We start from the raw sequence: 16,242 nt of genomic DNA, 5'->3' as shown, positions 1-16,242 counted from the left end.
GCTCGGCCACAAGAAAGGGTCTCTCCCTATGTCAGAGGTTTCCGTCCTGCCCGCTCCGCCAGGCAGGCGACGTATACGCGTCCACAAGGGGCTCAAGGCACCCATGCTCTTGATACCTATCGCGGTGCTGATGGCGACGCTCACCATGATCACGACCCTCGCCCACGCCGTATCGCCCCCGGCCGTGGGACTGGGGACCGCCAAGACCTACGGGGTTCTGGCCGGATCAACGGTCACCAACACGCTCGGAACCATCATCATCGGGGATCTGGGGCTCAGCCCCGGCACTTCGGTGACGGGCTTTCCGCCCGGACGTGTCGTCGGAGCGACGCACGTAGCCGACGCTGCCGCCGGTCAGGCGAAGTCAGACTTGGTCACCGCCTACAACGACGCGGCCGGCAGGCCCTCCGACGGCAGCGCGGGAACGCAGCTCGACACCCAGATGTTCTTGCCCGGCGTCTACACCGCCGGGATGGCGCTGGATCTCGCCGTCAACGGGACGGTCACTCTCGACGCACAGGGCGACCCCAACGCCGTCTTCATCTTCCAGGTCGGCTCCACCCTGGTCATGAACGTGGGGAGCACCGTCCGGCTCATCAACGGAGCGCAGGCCTGCAACGTGTTCTGGCAGGTGGGCAGCTCCGCCACCATCGGGACCAACGCCGACTTCAAGGGCACCATCATGGCCCTGACGGACATCACCGTGGGCTCCGACGCGGCGATCGCGGGCCGGTTGCTGGCGCGAAACGGCGAGGTCACCCTGATCAGGGACAACATCACGGTCCCGACCTGCGGTGTGGCTGGTCCCACCGGTCCCACCGGCCCGACTGGACCCACTGGTCCGTCCGGTCCGTCCGGTCCGTCCGGTCCTGCCGGTCCCTCTGGTGCTCCCGGTGACACCGGCCCGACCGGCCCTGCCGGCCCCTCCGGTCCTGCCGGTCCCTCGGGTCCTGCCGGTCCCTCTGGTGCTCCTGGTGACACTGGCCCGTCCGGTCCTGCCGGTCCTGCTGGACCCGCCGGACCTGGTGGTCCTGCCGGCCCGGCTGGCCCGTCCGGTCCTGCCGGTCCGAGTGGTCCCGCCGGCCCGGCCGGTCCTGAAGGTCCTCCCGGGCGTCCCGGCTACCCCGGCTACCCCGGCTACCCCGGCGGCTTCCCCGGCTACCCCGGCCTCCCCGGCGGTCCGGGCCTTCATGACCACCGCGACCACGACGGCAAGTACGACCACGACGGCAAGCACGAGGACGGCGACGAGTACGACGATGATGAGCACGGCAGCCACTGCCACGCCAAGCCGCCGTGGAAGGAACCGGACGACGACGAGTTGGCATGGAGCTTCCAAATGACCTGCCAGGACTGAGAGAAGCCCCATCCTCATCGCCTTGAGGAAGGAAGACTTCCAGGGGGCGCCCCGAACAAAGGGGCGCCCCCTGGGGGATCTACGGCTTCGGCGCCGTCCACCAGCCCTTCGCCGCCGACCTGGAGCGCCGCATCAGCTCGGACCGCCGTGCACTTGCCGACGCCGATGCATCTCACACCCGTGCTCGGCCGGACCGGCGGCGTTGGGACGGGCGCAGTCGCCCACGGCCCCCGTCGCGGTGGTCACGGCGCTCGTGCCTGACGAGGGGCGGTGCCGGCGTCGCCGGTGTGGTCGGTACGGTCCCGACCGGGAGGCGCGGGCCGTAACCGTGTGTTCCGCCGTGCTGGGTGTCGCGCAGATGATTCATGAGTGCTCTCAGGGTGCTCGCGGCATCAGCGAGAGCAGTGGTGACGGCGGCGTCCGAGACCCTCATATGCTTCCTGCCACGTGCGAGCGCTCCACTGCCAACAAGCGGCCGGCGGTGGCGGTGATGCGGGGATCGGCCGCGGCGGACAACAAACGGGCGGCGGTGTCGGAGTCCGTCTCCGGCGGAATGATCAGAAGGTCCCAGCGTCCGGTGTCGCGGGAGAGCAGCAGGAGCTTGCGAGGGTCCTGGTCCGCTGTGAACCAATCGACGGGCACCACGTGCCCGGCCACGGCCACCCTCCGGGGGACGGCCGGCCAGAAGTGCGGGTTCACGGCGACACGGGCGATCCGCCCCCATGGCGCGTCCGGAGTGGCCGTAAGTGCGGAGAGTTCCGCCGCCAGATCGCGTGAGCGGGGCCACCAGGCTCCGTCGAGGGGACCCGGGGCGGCGGTGACCGGCTTCAGGGAGAGTCGTACGTCATCAGGCGCGAGGGATTCATCGTGCGTCGTGTGATCAAGGATCAAGCCCATGCGTTCACTGGCCCGGCTAGGCATTCGCCGAAAACGACGCCGGCACGGAAGCCGGGTACGGAATGCCTTCGGTTCGTCCACCGTACTCCGCTGCGGAGCCTTCCGTGCTTGCCGCATCCGGCAACCATGAGTGCACCTGGGGCCCGCTCCAGTGGTGGGCCACAGGCATGTCCGCAACCCCGTACGAGGACGCCGGGTCCCCCGCCGCCCCGCCGGCGGCGGGGCTACGATCCCGGGTGATGATGCACGCGAACGAGATACGGACGGACGTCGCGCTGGTGCGCCGGCTGCTGGCACGGCAGTTCCCGCGATGGGCTGACCTGCGAATCGAGGCGGTGCCCTCGGCGGGCACCAGCAACGCCATCTACCGGCTCGGGGACGAGATGGCGGTCCGCCTGCCCCGGATCGAGGGCGCCGTCGGGCAGGTCGGGTTCGAGCACGACTGGCTGCCGCGGCTCGCTCCCGTCCTGCCCATCGCCGTACCCGAACCGATCGCCCAGGGACAGCCGGGTGAGGGATATCCGTTCCGCTGGGCGGTCGGCCGCTGGATCGACGGGACGCACCCGGGGGAGGAGACCCGCGACGAACTCGGATTCGCCGTGGACCTCGGCGAGTTCGTCGCGGCGCTGCGTACGGCCGACACCAGCGGCGCGCCGACGGGCTACCGCGGCGGGCCGCTGCGGGCCTGGGACCCCTTCGTCCGGGAGACGACCGCGAAGGCGGCGGACGTCATCGACGCACGAGCCGTCCTTGCCGCCTGGGAGGACGCTCTCGCCCAGCCAACGTGGGACGGCCCGCCCCGCTGGGCGCACGGCGATCTCATCCCCGGCAACATCTTGGTCGACGCCGGCAGGCTCCGTGCCGTGATCGACTTCGGCACCGCCGGTACGGGCGACCCGGCGTGCGACGCCATCCCGGCGTGGACCCTGCTCTCCGCGCGGACACGGCCGGCCTTCCGCGACGCGGTCGGCTTCGACGACGCGACCTGGGCCCGCGGCCGGCGCTGGGCACTCACCTTCGTGGGCTGCATCGACTATTACCGCGTCACCAACCCCGCCATGGCGGAACTGGGACGCCGCGCCGTCGCGGAGGTCCTCGCGGAGCTGTGAGGCGCGGCCGATCGACGGCGGCTGCGATTCTTGGGAACCACTGCCTTGTAGGCCTGGTGGTGGGGCTTTCGGAGAATGTGCTGGTCGGGGCTACCTTGCAGAGTCGCCATGTCGGCGGTGCAGCGCGACTGCGAGGAACCGTCGTTGACCGTGGTTGTCCGCACGATGTGGCACGGTTGTGGCACGCGCTGGCGATGCTAGTGGCACCGAGCGTCGTCGAGTTCGGCTGTCAGCACGGCCGTCTGAAGCACGTGGGTGAAGTATCTGGTCGCGTACTCGTCATCATCGATGGGCGGGAGGATCCTCCTCAGGACCGCGATGCGCCGTTGCAGGACCTCGCGGCGCCATTCGTCCAGGGGACGCTTCATCACTACGGAGACGCAGCCGGCGAGCATCGTGTCCATCATCGCCAATGCACTCCCCCTCGGGCTCGCGACGGATGAAGCCCGGAGGAAACCGCAAGCTCCTGAACTCGTCCCATTGACGTGACAGCTGATCTTGCTTCACTCCTGTCATGCTCAGGATGATGCCTGACGGGCAGGCGTAGAGGGACGGTCGCGCCGGTTGACCGGCAGAAGAGGGACCTTGAACTGCTCGGAGATATAAGGGTGTTCAAGGAGATTCCCTGCCCGCGACCGAGGTCTGCTGCGGTACAGTCCCGCCACTGCCGAGGGGAGCACGGGAGCGTCATGGGTGAGATATCGGCTGAAGCGGTGGGCTCCTTCGTGGCCGCACTGGCGCTCATTATGTCCGCGTGGTCCGTTTTCTACCTGGCCAAACAGACGAAGGCAGCAGCCGAACAGACCCGGGCCGCCGCCGAGCAGACCCGGGCGGCCACAGAGCAAACCAGGATCAGCAATGCGGTGGCTGCCGTCTCGGCCAATGACATGGTGCTCCGGTCGCTGCGTGAGGTGCACATCCTGATGCTCGAACGGATCGGCTCACGCGGGCACTTCTACGACAGCAAGCCACTGCCCGAGCAATCGGATGAGCGCGACGCGATCGTCACCATCGCCGAACTGCTCGCTGACGTCATGAGTAGCGGCATACACGTCCACCAGAAGATCCCCGACAGCACCAGCACCGAGCCCTGGGAAGAATTTTGCCGAGGGACTCTGGAAAGTAGCCCGGTGCTGTGCGATGTGGTGCGAGCACACCCCTCATGGTGGCCCAACCTCCCTGCCCTCCTCCCGGCGAACCCATCGTGACGGCGCGGAGGGCGTCGGCAACCCCTGAACGGGGAGGCTCACGACACGACGGGCACCAACTCGTACTCATCGGTGCTGCTGAACCGACAGCTGATGTGTAAGTTCGGGCCAGGCTCCTTACGGGCCGCCAGAATCGACGGGGCGACCGTCGCCAAGGCGTATCAGAGCCTCCGGGCCATCATGAACACCGCCGTGGACGGACGGCCTGGTCCAGCTCAATCCGTGCCGGATCAAGGATGGTGGCGGAGGTCTTCCGGCTCGTGGACGCCGTGCCCGCGCGCTACCGGGTGATGATCCTGCTGGCGTCCTTCACGGCGCTGCGCTTCTGGGAGCCAGCCGGCCTCCAGCGGTGGGACGTAGACCTGGAACGCCGCAGCATCTCGGTCCGGCGGTCGGTCGCCGAGACGCGGTTGGACGGACTGACAGTCAAGGCTCCCAAGGCCGCGGCCGAAGCGCGCACCGTGGCGTTCCCGGTCCCCATCACCTTGGACCTGGCGGTCCACCTTGCCGAGTACGCCGCGGGTCTTCGTCGGGCCGCGCGGGGGACTGCTGCGGCGGAACGACTTCCGGCGGATCTGGCTCCACGCCATCGGCACGGCTGGCCTCGGGGACGTCCACTTCCGCGATCTGCGGCACATTCGAAAATCCACCTCATCGTGGACCGCCGTGGTCTGCCTCTGTTGATCGGCATCTCGGCGGCGAACCTCCACGACAGCCAGGCTCTGATCCCGTTGGTCTGCGGCATCCCACTCGTCCGTTCACGCTGCGGCCCACAACGCCGCAGGCCCGGCAAATTGCGCGGGCACAAGGGATGCGACTACCGGCATCTGCGGCGCTGGCTGTCCTCCCGCGGCATCCGGCACCGCCTGGCCCGCAAGGGCACCGAGTCATCCCGACACCTGGGCCGGCACCGCTGGGTCGTGGAACGGACGGTGTCCTGGCTGTCCGGCTAAGCGCTGACCTGCGCGTTCCGGAGTCACTCACCGGTGTTCCCCGGTGGGCGCCGCCTCACCGGGCACGTCACGGGCACGCGTCAATCCGCCTTCTCGCCGCCAATTAGCACCCACTCCAGTAGTGCAATCAAGTAGGGCAACGCCAGGACGATCATCATCGCGGCGACGAGCGCTATGACCGCGAGGATCATGCACCCGAATCCACGGGCGCCCTGGGATGCGTTGGCGATCGGGTCTTGGTCGGTCATGGATCCTCCCCGGCGGAACTGTGGAGGGCGGTCGGTGTAGCGGCTTCGGGTAGGAGTTCAATGACTGGGTCAAGCCGCTGCGGGCTCTGGTGAGGCTGGGGTGAGTGGCGCATCTGGTGCGACCGCCACTGCTGGCGGTGGTCGGCGTGGCCGACGCACGGCAGTGCCGAGTTGGGCAACTCGACGCAGGGCCGCAGTCCGGCGGTGCGGGCAAGGATACGTCCGGCTGTGGTCACACATCGAAGGGCGCGAAGTGCACGAGGGCGACGTGACTTTCCTCGTACTTCACAGAGACGTCGATCGCCATTGCGCCGCTCTGAGCCGACGGGTCCAGTTCGATAGGCGCGCAGGCATCGACGGTGTCGGGGTGGTGGCAGTAGCCCGACTCCAGCTTTGTGCCGGGGTAGTCCGAGGCCAGCCAACGGTCAAGATCGGCCCGAGAGATGTGGAACGCAACGTCGTACTGGGTGTCGAGCCAAGTTCTGGCCGTGCACGTCGCGTCGTGCGCCCCGGTCGGCAGCCCGTCCTTGTCGACGAAGCGCATCGCTTCCGAGCACGGTACCGACACTCCCTCCGGAATCCGGTTGTCGGCCGTCGCGAAGGCGATGATGCCGTGAGCGATCCATCCCAGGAACGCCACCGGTATCGCCAGCAGTGCCACCCACACCCATATCCGGCTCATTCGTCCCCCTTGGCCCATCCAACCCACAAGAGCAGGTACGCACACCTGCGGTCCCTGCGACCCGTGATTCTAGGTCCGCAACTGGACGACTCCCCGACAGGATTTCTGTGAGCTGGGCAAGCGCCAGGAATCCCTGCCCTGACTCCGGTAGCGCGGTCACGATCACGACCCGGTCCGCCGCGAACGTCGGCTACCGGGTTGCCGCGGCGACCCTGCTGACCCGGCTGCGCCGTCTGCGTCGCGGCATCCCCCCTCGTTCTTGGCGGACGGCGGATACACCGGCGGCACCTCGTCGACCGGTGCCGTGACAAACTTCCACAGCCACCGGCTGACCGGCCGGCCGTCGCCCTCCCGCTTGGATAGCGCCAATCCTCCGCAGACGGGAGCATCGCTGGTCACGTCGACACCCTTGGCGAGTGGCACCTTCGTCTTCGTCCGGATGCAATGCATGCGGTGCTGCGGCCTGCGGCGGAACGGCTCGTGACGCGAACACCCACGAGCTGTGCAGGAGTCCTGTCGCCATGGACGCACGGCCAGGGGGACGATCCCACCGGGCGACAGACACAGAGTCACGCCGACCGACATCGACAGCGGATTCCTTCCTATCGGTCCAGGCCGCATACAGCCTCGGCGGCAGTGAGCCAGCCCAGGTACCAAGCAGCGAAGTCCAGCGGAGAGCCGTCGGCGCCGCGCATCGGATGCAGGTCCGTGCCGTCGCTGCGCGGGTCACGCCACATTCGTCCGCGCTCCGAGCCCGTGACGACCAGCCAGACCATCAGCCCGCAGCCCTCGTCACACAGGCAGAGCGCCCCGGCAGTGAAGCGCGGGTTGTACTGCACCTCGGCCAGACGCTCCTCCCACACATCAAGGGCTGCGTCGAGATCGGCGAGGTCGTCGAACTCCTCCCTGAACGGCTGCTCAGCCAGGATCCTTGCTGCTGCCACCGGATCCGCCCCTCCCGGAAACTGCTCAGCGAGCATGCCCGGCTCGACCTCCTCAGGGACGTCGCCGACCCAACGCCAGCCGCCGGAGTCCCCGCGCCGCACCGGAAATACGCCGTAAGCCGGGCCGGCTCCGCCCGCTCCGACGTGCATCAGGAACGAGCGATAGTCCTCGGGAAGCTCAACATCCAACCACGCTTCGAGCTCGGTCACCTCGGTGGCCGAGAGAGGTACATCCAGCGCAAAGCCGTGCCCCATGGCTCCGAACACCTTGTCACTGCCAGGCATCGCGGCCAGAGCCAGAACCCGCTCGCGTACCCCAGTCCAGTCGGTCATAGGACCCGACGTTATCGAGATTCGACTGCGGAAGACCCCCGTGGTCGCTCCCGCAGGCATGGCCGTCCACGGAGAGCAGATCGTCATGCTCGGTGGCCGTCGACAGCCTGATCGCCTGCATCGTTGCCGCATGACAGAACACGAGGCCCTACTGGTCGAGGAGGCTTGTCTCACCCTTCCAAACGGCTCGCCCCTCAAGCGATACGCACGTCCCATCGGACGAGGCCGGCACTTGTACCTGCGTGGACCATCGCCCAGGCAGTGGTACGTGATGAGTGTCCAGGCTGTCTCAAGTCCTCTTGCGTTTCGGGACACCGGCGCGAGCTGACGCCCCAGCACGCCTCCGACGGCGAACGCGCCACCGGGGCCGAGCGCGACCCCGACGCGGAGTGGTGCCGCACCCGGGGTCGGGGTCGCGGGTGCGGCACCGCTTCCGTACGTGCCCTGGGTCAGCGGACCCGGATGAAGACCACGTCGTACCCCAGGTTCGTGCCGCGGTTCTTGACGTAGACGCCGTCCTTGCCGCCGCCCGGGTTGCCGGTGTTGCCCTCGACGGTGGTGAAGGAGGAACCGCCGCTCACCGTCCGGACGATGCCGATGTGCTCCTGGCCGTCGTTGAAGTTGCTCCCGCCGTTCCAGTCGAAGGCCACGATGTCGCCGGGCTGCGGGTTGGTCGTCACCGACAGGTGGTAGTTGCCGGCCCGGGCCTGCTTCACCCAGCCGGAGACGTAGCTGTTGCGGTAGGAGGTGGCACCCGTCTGCCTGGCCACCCAGCTGACGAACGTCGCGCACCAGGCGTAGTTGTTGGTGGACAGGGAGAGCCCCACGGACACTCCGTAGCTGTTCGCCCGGGCGCTGCCCTCGACCGTGCCGACCTCGGCGGCGGCGACCTCGAGGAGCTTGGCGTAGCCGCCGCCGGGCGGCGGCGACGTGGGCGGGGTGACCGCGCCGTACAGGGCGGCCTTGGTGTTCGGGCCCACCCTGCCGTCGACCGCGAGCCCCTTCTCGGCCTGGAAGTCCCGCACCGCGCTGTCGGTCATCGGCCCGAAGTCGCCGTCGACGGCGAGATCGGCGCCGTGGTGGTTGAGCAGGCTCTGCAGTTCGGTGACGCAGCCGCTGCGCTGGCCCTTGACGATGTCGGTCGGGCACGAGGCGGAGTTCAGGTTGATCGGCGCGGGGGCGCCGCTGCCGCCGCCACCGCCGATGTTGGAGTACAGGGCGTTCTTGGTGTTCGGGCCGACCTCGCCGTCGACCGACAGGCCGTGCGAGGACTGGAAGGACCTCACGGCCGTCAGGGTCAGGGGACCGAACTCGCCGTCGACGTCGAGGTGCTGGCCCTTGCCGTTGAGCAGCGCCTGCAGGGTCGCGACGCAGCCGCCGGTCTGGCCCTCCAGGATGACGGACGGGCACGAGGAGGACCGCAGGTCCAGGCCGGTCGACGGCGCCTCGTCGGTGTCGTACAGTTCCCGCTTGGTGTTCGGGCCGACCTCGCCGTCGACCGACAGGCCGTGCGAGGACTGGAAGCTGCGGACCGCGCTGTACGTCTCCGGCCCGAAGTCGCCGTCCACGCTCACCGCGTAGCCGAAGTGGCGGAGCAGGCGCTGGAGTTCGGTGACGCAGCCGCTCTTGCTGCCCTGCACGATGTTCGCCGGGCATGAGGAGGACGTGAGGTTGACCGGAGCGGGCGCCGTGCCCCCGGTGGCGTACAGCTTGCTCTTGGTCTGGGGGCCCACCCGGCCGTCCACGGCGATCGCGGTGGCGGCCTGGAACTCACGGACCGCGTAGAGCGTGTTCGGCCCGAAGTCGCCGTCCACCGTGAGGCCCGCCCCGTGGGCGTTGAGCAGGTTCTGCAGTTCGGTGACGCAACCGCTCACCTGGCCCTGGACGATGTCGGTCGGGCAGGAGGCTGAGGTGAGTTTGATGGGCGCCGGCGCGGCCATCGCCGGGCCGGCGCCCATCAGGGTGGCCGCCACGAGGATCGCCGCGGTGGCCGCGAGGCTCACGATCCGGGCGCGCCAGCCGGGTCCGGCGCCCGGGGCAGGGAGGTGTAAGAGGCTTCTCATGACTGCGGAGGACTCCTTCGACGGATCATCTGACGAGCGACCGGGTCGAGTGGCCGCCGGGCGGCCGCGCACGACGGTGACAGCTGGTGCCCGTGCGGGCAATCCGTTTCGAACAACTGGCCGGATTCCGCCGCTGTGTCCGGGAGGGAGGCACCGCCTCCTGGCGTCGAAGGGGCCGGCCGCGCTCCGCCCCGCCCTCGCCTACGAGCCCGGGCTGATCACGCCTCGGTGTTCCCCGACGCGTCCGACGCCTCCGCGACCGTTCCTTGACGCCCTCGTCGACGCCCGTCACGAACGCGGTGAACGCGCTGCCGGCCAGGACCACGGCGATGACCGCCGTGCTCAGGGCCGAGAGGACCAGTCCGGTGACGGCCAGGCCCTTGCCCCGCTCGCGCGTGTCCTTGATCTGTGTCAGAGCGATGGCCCCCACCACCATGCCGACCACCGGCACGAAGACCAGCAGCCCGAACACCAGGGCCACGACCGCGAGTTTGTTGCGCGATGGCCGCGAAGGCTGCGATGGCACGGGCGTCGGGGTGAGCGACGACGGGTACGACGGGTGCTGCGAGTCCACGGAACAGCGCTCCTCATGGAGGGTCGGGCGAACGGCCGTGCGAATATATCCGGCATTTGGAACCCGATATTGCCCCGCCCCCACCGGTGCGCGTTGCGCATCGCCGGGCATGCCGACCCACTGCCTGTGGCCGCGACGGGCCGCGTGTCGCCGTACCGGTTTCACTGCCGTCGGCGCCCCTGAAAACGCCGTGAAACGGCGGTGAACGGCGGGTCGGCCACGCTCTGCGGCATGACGACGACGGCCCCGCGAGGGGTAGCGACCGGGGAGGGGACCACCATGAACGGCCTGCGACTGATCCGCCGTCACGCGGCGGCGTTCGTGCGCTTCGCAGGGCTGGGCTGCGGGGTCACCCTGGCGGCCTCGGCGGCCTTGGTCCTGCTCTCGCAGTGGATCCCGTGGATGGCGGCGAACGTACTGACCACCGTCGCCTCGACCGTGGTCGCCACCGAACTGCACGCCCGGGTCTCGTTCGGCCAGGGACGGCCCGGCCTGGCAGGCCACGTGAAGAGCGCGGCCACCGTCGCCGCCGGCTGGCTGGTCACGTCGGCCGCAGTCGGCGCACTGACCGCGCTCCGCCCCGGCGCCGGGCTCGTCCTGCAGCAGACGGTGTACCTGTCGGCCACCGCGCTCGTCGGGATCGCCCGCTACCGTGTGCTGCGCCTGTCGGTGTTCGCGGAGCGCGTCCCGCGGCCGCGAACCGCCGGCGGCGTCGGGTTGCGGGCTGCCTTCGACGCTGCGGCGTGAACCAGTTGGACGAGTTGACCGGAACTCCTGACGTGCACCGGTTGCGTACGGGCCCCCATCGATGCTGATGGGGGCCTTACGCAGTTCTTCGAGGCGTTCTGGCCCCGCTCTTGCGCCGGTGCGCTGTCCCGAGCCGGCGGGGCTCCCCGGCGGGGCCCTCACCTGACGCAGTCGCTGCGCTGACCAGCGCATTTCACCGCGTTGCCGCTCGCGGGGGCTGGTGAAACCGCGCTGAAAGGTCGTTGAACGCGGCGCCCCGCAGACTCCGTCGCATGATGACAACGACCGACGCATCCGCCATCGCAGCCACGGGGCTGCGCAAGTCCTTCGGGGACAAACTGGTCCTCGACGGCATCGATCTGCACGTGCCCGCGGGCACGGTCTTCGCCCTCCTGGGCCCGAACGGCGCCGGCAAGACCACCGTCGTCAAGATCCTCTCCACCCTCATCACCGCCGACGCCGGCGAGGTCCGCGTCGGTGGGCACGACATCGCCGCCGACCCGCAGGCGGTACGTGCCGGGATCGGCGTCACGGGGCAGTTCTCCGCCGTCGACGGTCTGATCACCGGCGAGGAGAACATGCTCCTGATGGCGGACCTGCACCACCTGTCCAAGCGTGAAGGGCGGCGGGTCGCCGCCGAGTTGCTGGAGCGCTTCGATCTGGTCGAAGCCGCGAAGAAGCCCGCCTCCACCTACTCCGGTGGTATGAAGCGGCGCCTGGACATCGCCATGACCCTGGTCGGGAACCCGCGGATCATCTTCCTCGACGAGCCGACGACCGGCCTCGACCCGCGCAGCCGCCACACCATGTGGCAGATCATCCGCGAGCTGGTCTCCAGCGGCGTCACCGTCCTCCTCACCACCCAGTACCTGGAGGAGGCCGACGAGCTCGCCGACCGGATCGCGGTGCTGAACGACGGGAAGATCGCCGCCGAGGGCACCGCGGAGGAGCTGAAGCGGCTCATCCCGGGCGGGCACGTGCGGCTCCGCTTCACCGACCCGGACGCGTACCGGTCCGCCGCCGACCAGCTGCGCGAGGTCACCCGGGACGACGAGGCGCTGACCCTGCAGATCCCCAGCGGCGGCAGCCAGCGCGAGCTGCGCTCCATCCTCGACTGGCTGGACACGGCCGGCGTCGAGGCGGACGAGCTGACCGTGCACACCCCGGACCTCGACGACGTGTTCTTCGCCCTCACCGCCCCCGCCACCGTCCCCAACCAGTCCAAGGAGAACGTCCGATGAGCGCCTTTTCCCTCGCGGTCCGCGACTCGAACACGATGCTGCGCCGCAATCTGCTGCACGCGCGGCGCTACCCGTCCGCCACCCTGAACCTGCTGCTCGCGCCGATCATGCTGCTGCTGTTGTTCGTGTACATCTTCGGCGACGTGATGAGCGCGGGCATCGGTGGCGGCGGCGCCGATCGCTCCGAGTACATCGCCTACATCGTGCCGGGCATCGTGATGATGACGATCGGCAGCACCGTCATCGGGGCGGCGGTGTACATCTCCATGGACATGAGCGAGGGTCTCATCGCCCGCTTCCGTACGATGGCGATCCACCGCGGCTCCGTGATCATCGGGCACGTGGTGGGCAGCGTGCTGCAGTGCATCGCCAGCGTGGTCCTGGTCGGTGTCATCGCCGTGGCCATCGGCTTCCGGTCCACGGACGCCTCGGCCTTGGAGTGGCTGGCGGCATTCGGGCTGCTGGTGATGTTCTCGCTGGCGTTCACGTGGATCGCGGTCGGTATCGGCATGGCGAGCCCGAACGCCGAGGCGGCCGCCAACAGCGCGCAGCCGTTGATCCTCCTCCCGCTCATCTCGAGCGCGTTCATCCCGGCGGACACGATGCCGGGCTGGTTCCAGCCGATCGCCGAGTACCAGCCGTTCACCCCGGCGATCGAGACCCTGCGCGGCCTGCTGCTCGGCACGGAGATCGGCAGCAACGGGTGGATCGCGGTCGCGTGGTGCGTCGGTCTGACGGTGCTCGGCCACCGCTGGTCGATGGCGCAGTTCAACCGCGATCCGAAATGAGCGTGCGGGCCGCCTCCCGCAGCCCGTCCCGCTTCAGGGCGGCGTACTCCGACACCGCGTCGGCGTACGCCGCCCCGTCGGCGTCTTCGGCGGCCTGCCGGGCGCGGTCGAGGGACATCGTGGGCTGGAAGACCTGTGAGACGTGCAGTCGTTCCGCCAGGGCCAGCAGGCGTACCGCGGACCGGTCGCCCTTGGCGAGCCGTGCCAGACCGAGGGCCAGGACGCGGGTGCCGTAGGTGAGGACCTCACCGGGCGGGCGGGAGCCGTCGGCGAGCAGCGTGAGCAGCCGGTCCTCCAGTTCGGCCACGAGTCCGGCGACCGGTTCCAGCCGTCCTGCGTACGCGTGGGCGGCCACCGCGTGGGCTTCGATCGCCTGTGCCCAGGCGTCCACGGCGGGATCGGCGGGGGGTGAATCGCTGGCGCGTATCCGCTCGACGGCCGTTCGCCATTGCTTGAGGCCGAGTTCGGTGAGGCCGCGGGCGAGCGCGATCTCGGCCCAGGCGGCCTGGTCGGTGGTGAAGTCCGAGGTCTGCTCGTCCGGCTGGCTCTGCTCGACGCGCCGTAGCCACTGCTCGGCTTCGTCCGGATTGCCGCGCTGCAGGCAGGCGAGGACGAGACCGCGGCGCAGGCCCGTGGTGGGGGATTGGTCGCTGAGGTGCGTCAGGGTGTCCAGCGCGGCGAGGAGGTGCTGGTACGCCTCGTCGCCGAGGCCCGCGTCGGCGCACAGTTCGCTGCTGCGGGAGTGGCCGAGCAGCTTGAGGGTCGGGTTGGGTACGGCGTCGACCATGGCGAGCATGCGGCGAGCCGAGGACAGCGCGCGTTCCGGCTCGTGTTCGTACTCCCAGAGGTAGCTGGCCACGCATTCGGCGATGCCCGCGAGCAGGGGTGCGTCGCTCGCGCACAGTTCCTGCAGGGACTCGTAGCCGGGCGGCCGCATGTCCGGGACGGCGCTCAGTACGACGGCCAGTGCGCCCAGCAGGGTGTCGGGCTTCGCGGGCGGCAGTCGGCGCAGGGTGACCAGGTGGCGTGTCCTGGGCGGGCCGTACCCGATGAAGGGGGCGGCGGTGCAGATGGCGCAGAGGGTGCGGGTGACGTCGGTGTGCCGGGCGTCGGGGCGGTAGTGGGACAGGGGCGCCGCGGTGTCGGTCGCCAGGGTGAGGACCCGGTGGAAGCTCGCGGAGTCGGTGAGCCAGACGCCGGCCAGCACCGCGCCGGCCGCCGCGGTGGTGGCGTGGTCCTCGCGGGCGAGGGCGAGGCGCAGGGCGAGCACGAGGTTGTCCTGCTCGGTGCGCAGCCGCGCCCAGTGCCGTAGCGGCTCGAGGCTGAACAAGGCGTCGTGGTTGGTGAGTCCGAAGTTCCGTGCCCAGTCCAGGAACCGGTCGGTGACCGCCTGTTCCTCCCCGGCCGTCGCGCGTCGGGCGGCGCTGAACTCCCGCACCGTCTCCAGCATGTGGAAACGGATTCCGGCCGCGGTGTCAGCGGCTTTCAGCAGCGACTGGTCGACCAGTTGCTCCAGCAGGTACGGCGCGTCGCCGTCGTCACCGAGAAGGTGCTCCGCCGCGTCTTCGGTGAAGCCGCCGGGGAAGACGGACAGTGCCCGCAGCGCCGCCCGGGCGTCTTCCTCCAGGAGGTTCCAGCTCCACTCGACGACGGCGTGCAGGGTGCGGTGGCGTTCGGGTGCGTCCCGGCTCCCGCCGCGCAGCAGCGCGAACCGGTCACCGAGGCGGCGGGCTATTTCGGGGACGGTCAGTACCCGCACCCGTGCCGCGGCCAGCTCCACGGCGAGCGGCAGCCCGTCCAGGTGGCGGCACAGTTCCGCCACGGCGGTGGGCGGGAGTTCGACGTGGTGGCGTGCGGCCCGGGCGCGCTGTTCGAAGAGCTCGATGGAGGTCGCCAGGCTCAGTTGCGGCAGCTGGTAGACCGCTTCTGAGCTCAGCCCGAGCGGTGCCCTGCTGGTGACCAGCACCCGCAGGTCCTTGGACAAGGCCACCAGCTCGCGCACCAGGTCGGCGGTGCCCTCGACGACCTGCTCGCAGTTGTCCAGCACGAGGAGTGTGGGGTCGGTGCCGAGTGCGGCGACGATTTTGGCGGGCGCGTCCGACCCGCCGCCGAGCGCCGACGCCACCTCGCCTGCCACGTCGTGGTTCGTGCTGACTCCGGCGAGCGAGATGAAGTGCACCGTCCGCTGTTCCGCCTGGCGGCTGACGGCGTGCGCGAGGCGTGTCTTGCCCAGCCCGCCGGGGCCGACGATCGAGGCCAGCCGTGAGGAGTGCAGCAGCCCGGCCACGGCCGCGAGATCCTCGTCCCGACCCAGGAGCGGATTCGGATCGTGCGGCACCCCGTACCGGACCGTGGGTGCCTCGACCTGCAGCAGCTGCCGGTGCGCGGCCTTGAGACCGGGGCCCGGGTCGGTGCCGAGGTCGTCGCGGAGTTCACGCCGGTACGTGTCGTAGCGGGCGAGCGCCGCCGACGGCCCGGCCGTGGCCGCCTCGGCGCGCAGCAGTTCGGCCAGTACTTCCTCGTCCCGGGGGGTCCGGGCGAAGACCTCGGTCAGCGGCCCCATGGCCTCGGCCCGTCGTCCCAGCCGGGCGAGGGCGAGCGCGCGGGAGCGTATGAGGGAGTCGTGGAGCGGCGCCCGCTCGGCGCGCAGCTCCGCGACGGGGTCCCCCGTTGTGGCGTCCGTGTCGGGGGAGGAGTCCCAGAAGGCGAGGCCCTCCTCGGCACTGGCCAGGGCGGCCGCGTGATCCCCGGCCCGGGTGTGCCGGGCGCTCGCCTCGGCACACCGGACCACCGCCGAAGCGTCGACCTGCTCCTCGGCCAGCGCGAGCCGGTAGCCGGTGGGGGTGCTGACGACGACGTCGGCGCCGAGCTGGGAGCGGGTCCGGGAGACGAGGATCCGCAGCGCGTTGGCGGGATTGGCCGGCAGTTCGTCCTGCCACAGCCCGTCCACCAGCCGTGCGGTGCTGCATCCGGAGCGCAGCTCGCTCGCGAGCAGCGCGAGCAGCCCGCGCAGCCGGGGCGCGGTGATCTCCTGGCCGCGGTAGGCCACGCGCGACAGGAGAGTCAGGTCGGTCGTCACTCGGTCAGGTTATCGACAG

At 69.9% G+C, this 16,242-nt stretch carries 14 protein-coding genes and 1 pseudogene; 7 read left to right on the top strand and 8 right to left on the bottom strand.

Annotation, left to right across the window (positions count from 1 at the left end; translation table 11 throughout):
* Positions 1-103: 103 nt before the first annotated feature.
* Entirely contained in the window at positions 104-1,357 is a 1,254-nt protein-coding gene (locus AC1VWI_RS07455; protein ID WP_499510144.1) for an ice-binding family protein, read from the top strand.
* A gap of 429 nt (positions 1,358-1,786) precedes the next feature.
* On the opposite strand, the gene AC1VWI_RS07450 is transcribed toward AC1VWI_RS07455, so the two are convergent.
* A complete protein-coding gene (locus AC1VWI_RS07450) occupies positions 1,787-2,254 on the bottom strand; it encodes a DUF5994 family protein (protein ID WP_499510143.1) in 468 nt (155 codons plus the stop codon).
* A gap of 239 nt (positions 2,255-2,493) precedes the next feature.
* On the opposite strand from AC1VWI_RS07450, the gene AC1VWI_RS07445 reads away from it, so the two are divergent.
* Entirely contained in the window at positions 2,494-3,363 is an 870-nt protein-coding gene (locus AC1VWI_RS07445; RefSeq protein ID WP_499510142.1) for an aminoglycoside phosphotransferase family protein, read from the top strand.
* 197 nt (positions 3,364-3,560) lie between these two features.
* Here AC1VWI_RS07445 and AC1VWI_RS07440 read toward each other — a convergent pair whose 3' ends face one another.
* Positions 3,561-3,770, bottom strand: a complete 210-nt coding sequence (locus AC1VWI_RS07440; RefSeq protein WP_499510141.1) for a hypothetical protein — start codon at positions 3,768-3,770, stop codon at positions 3,561-3,563.
* A gap of 282 nt (positions 3,771-4,052) precedes the next feature.
* On the opposite strand from AC1VWI_RS07440, the gene AC1VWI_RS07435 reads away from it, so the two are divergent.
* Positions 4,053-4,571 (top strand): hypothetical protein, encoded by a 519-nt coding sequence (locus tag AC1VWI_RS07435; protein WP_499510140.1) that lies wholly within the window; start codon positions 4,053-4,055, stop codon positions 4,569-4,571.
* A gap of 632 nt (positions 4,572-5,203) precedes the next feature.
* Positions 5,204-5,521 (top strand): annotated as a pseudogene (locus AC1VWI_RS07430) (transposase); the annotation flags it as partial.
* An 83-nt stretch (positions 5,522-5,604) separates the two neighbouring features.
* On the opposite strand, the gene AC1VWI_RS07425 reads toward AC1VWI_RS07430, so the two are convergent.
* The 5 genes from AC1VWI_RS07425 to AC1VWI_RS07405 form a co-directional block, all read right to left on the bottom strand.
* A complete protein-coding gene (locus AC1VWI_RS07425; RefSeq protein WP_499510139.1) occupies positions 5,605-5,772 on the bottom strand; it encodes a hypothetical protein in 168 nt (55 codons plus the stop codon).
* A 232-nt stretch (positions 5,773-6,004) separates the two neighbouring features.
* The gene (locus AC1VWI_RS07420) at positions 6,005-6,454 is read right to left on the bottom strand and encodes a hypothetical protein (protein WP_499510138.1); all 450 of its coding nucleotides are present in this window, start codon (positions 6,452-6,454) and stop codon (positions 6,005-6,007) included.
* Positions 6,455-7,056: 602 nt separating this feature from the next.
* Entirely contained in the window at positions 7,057-7,731 is a 675-nt protein-coding gene (locus AC1VWI_RS07415) for an SMI1/KNR4 family protein (protein ID WP_499510137.1), read from the bottom strand.
* A gap of 449 nt (positions 7,732-8,180) precedes the next feature.
* On the bottom strand, positions 8,181-9,794 hold the full coding sequence (locus AC1VWI_RS07410; RefSeq protein WP_499510136.1) for a peptidoglycan-binding protein: 1,614 nt from the start codon (positions 9,792-9,794) through the stop codon (positions 8,181-8,183).
* Positions 9,795-9,819: 25 nt separating this feature from the next.
* The gene (locus AC1VWI_RS07405; protein ID WP_499510135.1) at positions 9,820-10,368 is read right to left on the bottom strand and encodes a DUF4190 domain-containing protein; all 549 of its coding nucleotides are present in this window, start codon (positions 10,366-10,368) and stop codon (positions 9,820-9,822) included.
* A gap of 279 nt (positions 10,369-10,647) precedes the next feature.
* Here AC1VWI_RS07405 and AC1VWI_RS07400 point away from each other — a divergent pair, with 279 nt between their 5' ends.
* The 3 genes from AC1VWI_RS07400 (at position 10,648) to AC1VWI_RS07390 (ending at position 13,144) form a co-directional block, all read left to right on the top strand.
* Entirely contained in the window at positions 10,648-11,115 is a 468-nt protein-coding gene (locus AC1VWI_RS07400; RefSeq protein ID WP_499510134.1) for a hypothetical protein, read from the top strand.
* A gap of 272 nt (positions 11,116-11,387) precedes the next feature.
* On the top strand, positions 11,388-12,356 hold the full coding sequence (locus tag AC1VWI_RS07395; protein WP_499510133.1) for an ATP-binding cassette domain-containing protein: 969 nt from the start codon (positions 11,388-11,390) through the stop codon (positions 12,354-12,356).
* The gene (locus tag AC1VWI_RS07390; protein ID WP_499510132.1) at positions 12,353-13,144 is read left to right on the top strand and encodes an ABC transporter permease; all 792 of its coding nucleotides are present in this window, start codon (positions 12,353-12,355) and stop codon (positions 13,142-13,144) included. The genes AC1VWI_RS07395 and AC1VWI_RS07390 overlap by 4 nt, the downstream gene beginning before the upstream one ends.
* On the opposite strand, the gene AC1VWI_RS07385 is transcribed toward AC1VWI_RS07390, so the two are convergent.
* Positions 13,125-16,223, bottom strand: coding sequence for an ATP-binding protein (locus tag AC1VWI_RS07385; protein ID WP_499510131.1), 3,099 nt, complete (start codon positions 16,221-16,223; stop codon positions 13,125-13,127). The two genes, AC1VWI_RS07390 and AC1VWI_RS07385, sit on opposite strands and share 20 nt — an antisense overlap.
* Positions 16,224-16,242: the final 19 nt, after the last annotated feature.

The sequence above is a fragment of the Streptomyces sp. TOM-9 genome (assembly GCF_056858595.1).
The sequence above is the reverse complement of the archived record's forward strand: the minus strand, read 5'-3'. Positions and strand labels throughout refer to the sequence as shown.